Annotated in this window: 4 protein-coding genes; 3 read left to right on the top strand and 1 reads right to left on the bottom strand. The window is 72.7% G+C overall.

The annotated features are described in order from the left end of the window. From E1284_RS39650 to E1284_RS39640, 3 genes are all read left to right on the top strand, one after another. The coding region (locus tag E1284_RS39650) for an ATP-dependent Clp protease ATP-binding subunit (RefSeq protein ID WP_131945274.1) at positions 1 to 1998 on the top strand (1998 nt) is incomplete at its 5' end. Positions 1999 to 2049: 51 nt separating this feature from the next. Continuing rightward, positions 2050 to 2604, top strand: coding sequence for a CGNR zinc finger domain-containing protein (locus E1284_RS39645; RefSeq protein WP_131945273.1), 555 nt, complete (start codon positions 2050 to 2052; stop codon positions 2602 to 2604). Next, positions 2601 to 3041 (top strand): phosphatase domain-containing protein, encoded by a 441-nt coding sequence (locus E1284_RS39640; RefSeq protein WP_131945272.1) that lies wholly within the window; start codon positions 2601 to 2603, stop codon positions 3039 to 3041. Before E1284_RS39645 ends, E1284_RS39640 begins: the two co-directional genes overlap by 4 nt. Positions 3042 to 3119: 78 nt before the next feature. On the opposite strand, the gene E1284_RS39635 is transcribed toward E1284_RS39640, so the two are convergent. Then, positions 3120 to 3365 (bottom strand): GMC oxidoreductase (locus E1284_RS39635; RefSeq protein WP_243715030.1); only part of this gene is annotated, 246 nt, incomplete at its 5' end.

Below are 3365 nucleotides of genomic sequence, written 5' to 3'. Positions count from 1 at the left end.
TCGGACGGCTGCCCGCCGCCCCCGCCGCCCGGCGGCGGGGGCGGCGGGCAGCCGTCCGAGACGCCGACGCTGGACGAGTTCGGCCGCGACCTGACCGCGCTGGCGCGGGAGGGGCGGATCGACCCGGTGATCGGGCGGCAGCAGGAGATCGAGGAGACCGTCGAGGTGCTGTCGCGGCGCACCAAGAACAATCCGGTGCTGATCGGCGACCCGGGCGTCGGGAAGACGGCGATCGCCGAGGGGCTCGCGCAGCGGATCGTCGACGATGACGTGCCGGAGACGCTGCGGGGGAAGCGGATCGTCCAGCTGGATCTGAGCGGTCTGGTGGCGGGCACCCGGTACCGGGGTGATTTCGAGGAGCGGCTGAAGAAGGTCGTGGACGAGATCCGCGAGCACGGCGACGAGCTGGTCGTGTTCATCGATGAGATCCACACGATCGTGGGCGCGGGGAGCGCCGAGGGCGCGGTGTCCGCCGGGAACATGCTGAAGCCGCCGCTGGCGCGGGGTGAGCTGCACGTGGTCGGCGCGACGACCATTGACGAGTACCGGCGCAACATCGAGAAGGACGCGGCGCTGGAGCGCCGGTTCCAGCCGATCCTGGTGTCGGAGCCGAGTCCCGATGACAGCATCGAGATCCTGCGCGGGTTGAGGGACCGGTATGAGGCGCACCATTCCGTCCGGTTCACCGATGAGGCGCTCGTGGCGGCCGTCGATCTCTCCAGCCGGTACCTCACCGACCGGTTCCTCCCGGACAAGGCCATCGACCTGATCGACCAGGCGGGGGCCCGGGTGCGGCTCCGGTCGGGGACGCGGGACGGCAGCCGCCGCGAGCTGGAGCAGCGGCTCGACCGGCGGCGCCGGGAGAAGGACCAGGCCGTCGCGGACGAGGACTACGAGAAGGCGTCGGAGCTGCGGGACGAGATCGTCCGGCTGCAGAAGGACCTGGAGACGGCGCGCGACGACGACGCCCCCGTGACCGTCCCCGAGGTGACGACGGAGGACATCGCCGAGGTCGTGTCGCGCATCTCCGGTGTGCCGGTCACGCAGCTCACGGAGATGGAGCGGGAGCGGCTGACGCGGCTCGAGGAGCACCTGCACCAGCGCGTCGTCGGGCAGGAGGACGCGGTGGCGGCGGTGGCGCGGGCCGTCCGGCGGTCCCGGGCGGGCATGGGCGACCCGGGCCGGCCGATCGGCGGGTTTCTGTTCCTCGGGCCGACCGGCGTCGGCAAGACCGAGCTGGCGAAGGCCCTGGCGGAGGCGCTGTTCGGCAGCCAGGACCGGATGATCCGGTTCGACATGAGCGAGTTCCAGGAGCGGCACACCGTCAGCCGGCTGATGGGCGCCCCGCCCGGATATGTCGGGTATGAGGAGGCGGGGCAGCTGACGGACGCCGTCCGGCGGCAGCCCTACTCGGTGATCCTGCTGGACGAGATCGAGAAGGCGCACCAGGACGTGTTCAACGTCCTGCTCCAGCTCCTCGACGACGGCCGGCTGACCGACGCGCAGGGCCGCACCGTCGACTTCCGCAACACCGTGGTGATCATGACGTCCAACCTCGGCTCGGAGCTGATCACCGGGACGACGGAGATCGGGTTCGGCGGGCGCGGCGGCGAGGGGAGCGGGCTGAGCGACCGGATCATGCGGCGGCTGCGCGAGTCGTTCCGGCCCGAGTTCCTCAACCGGATCGACGAGATCATCGTGTTCCGGCGGCTGGAGGCGCGGCAGCTCCGGCAGATCACCGACCTGCTGCTGGACGAGACGCGCCGCCGCCTCCGCGCCCAGGACGTCGGCGTCGACTTCACGACCGAGGCCGTCGACTGGCTCGCCGAGCGCGGCTACCAGCCGGAGTTCGGCGCCCGGCCGCTGCGCCGCACGATCCAGCGCGAGGTGGACGACCAGCTGGCCGACCTGCTGCTGTCCGGCGACCTGGAGCACGGGCGGCATGTCGAGGTGTCGGCGGTGAACGGCGGGCTCCAGTTCGACGTGACGACGGAGTAATGGTTATAGTCCCTCTGGAAACCTTACATGGCTTCGCGGAGGGTGCCTGCCTTGCTCATTCCCATCGCCGACTACGCGGCGGGCGCCGAGGTCGCCAACGGGCTGGTCGGCACATCGCCGGAGGTGCGGGGGGCCGAGGCGCTCTCCGGGCCCGCCGACCTGGCCGGCCTTCTCGCGGCGTACGACCTCCGGACGCCGACGGCCGCGGACGTCGAACAGGTGCGCCTCCTCAGGCGTGAAGTGCGCGCCGTCATGGAGGCCGATACCGAAGAGCGGGCCGTGGAGGGCGCGGCGCTGATGGCCGGGCATACCGGGCTCTCGCCCGTGCTGCGCCGCGACCCGTCCGGGCGGTGGCAGTGGTACGTGCCCACGGCCCGGGACGCCTCGCTCGTCGGCGAAGTGGCCGCCGTCGTCGGTGTCGCGCTGCTCGGGCTCGTCCGGGCGCTCGGCCACGAACGCTTCCGCGCGTGCGCCGCGCCGGGCTGCGGCGGCGTGTTCGCCGACGCCAGCCGCGCCGGCCGCCGCCGCTACTGCATGCCGGAGCGGTGCGGCAACCGGATGAACGTCGCCAACCACCGCGCGCGCCGCCGGGAGGAGGTCCGATGACCGCATCGCTCACCGGGGCGATCCGGCTGCCGGACGGTGCCTGGATCCGGGGGCGCGGCCTTCGCAAGCCGGTGCCCGATGGGCCCGAGCCCGTCTTCGGTCTCTACCTCGGCTCCGCGAAACTGCGGCGCCGCCACGAACCCGGCCTGCGCTGGGACGCGGCCTGGCTCGACTGGCCCGATTTCCGGCTGCCGCGCGACTCGGACGAGGCCGTCCGGCAGATCCGCGCCCTGCACGAGCGGGCCCGCGCGGGCGAGGCGGTGGAGGTCGCGTGCGGCGGCGGCGTCGGACGCACCGGCACCGTCATCGCGTGCCTAGCCGTCCTGTCCGGGGTGGACCCGTCCGGCGCCGTCGCCTGGGCGCGCCAGCACCACCACCCGCGCGCCGTCGAAACGCCCTGGCAGCGCCGCTGGGCCACCCGCTTCCCCAGCACCTGACACGTTGACCTGCGGCGTGTTGTTGTTATACGGCCGCTCATAACAACAACACGCCGCAGGTCAACGGAGTTGGGGCGGTCAGGTGTCGAGGATCAGGGTCGCGGCGTGCTCGCCGATCATCATGCTCGGCGCGTTGGTGTTGCCGCCGATGATGCTCGGCATGATCGAGGCGTCCGCGACCCGCAGGCCCTCGATGCCGCGCACCCGCAGCGCCGGGTCGACGACCGCGCGCTCGTCCGCGCCCATCCGGCAGGTGCCGACCGGGTGGTAGACGGTCGTCGCGCGGTTCGGCAGCTCCTTCGCCATCGCGGCGCGGTCCGGGTG

This window comes from Actinomadura bangladeshensis (genome assembly GCF_004348335.1).
Classification (GTDB): Bacteria; Actinomycetota; Actinomycetes; order Streptosporangiales; family Streptosporangiaceae; genus Spirillospora; species Spirillospora bangladeshensis.
This window is presented reverse-complemented; position numbering and strand designations above follow the sequence as displayed.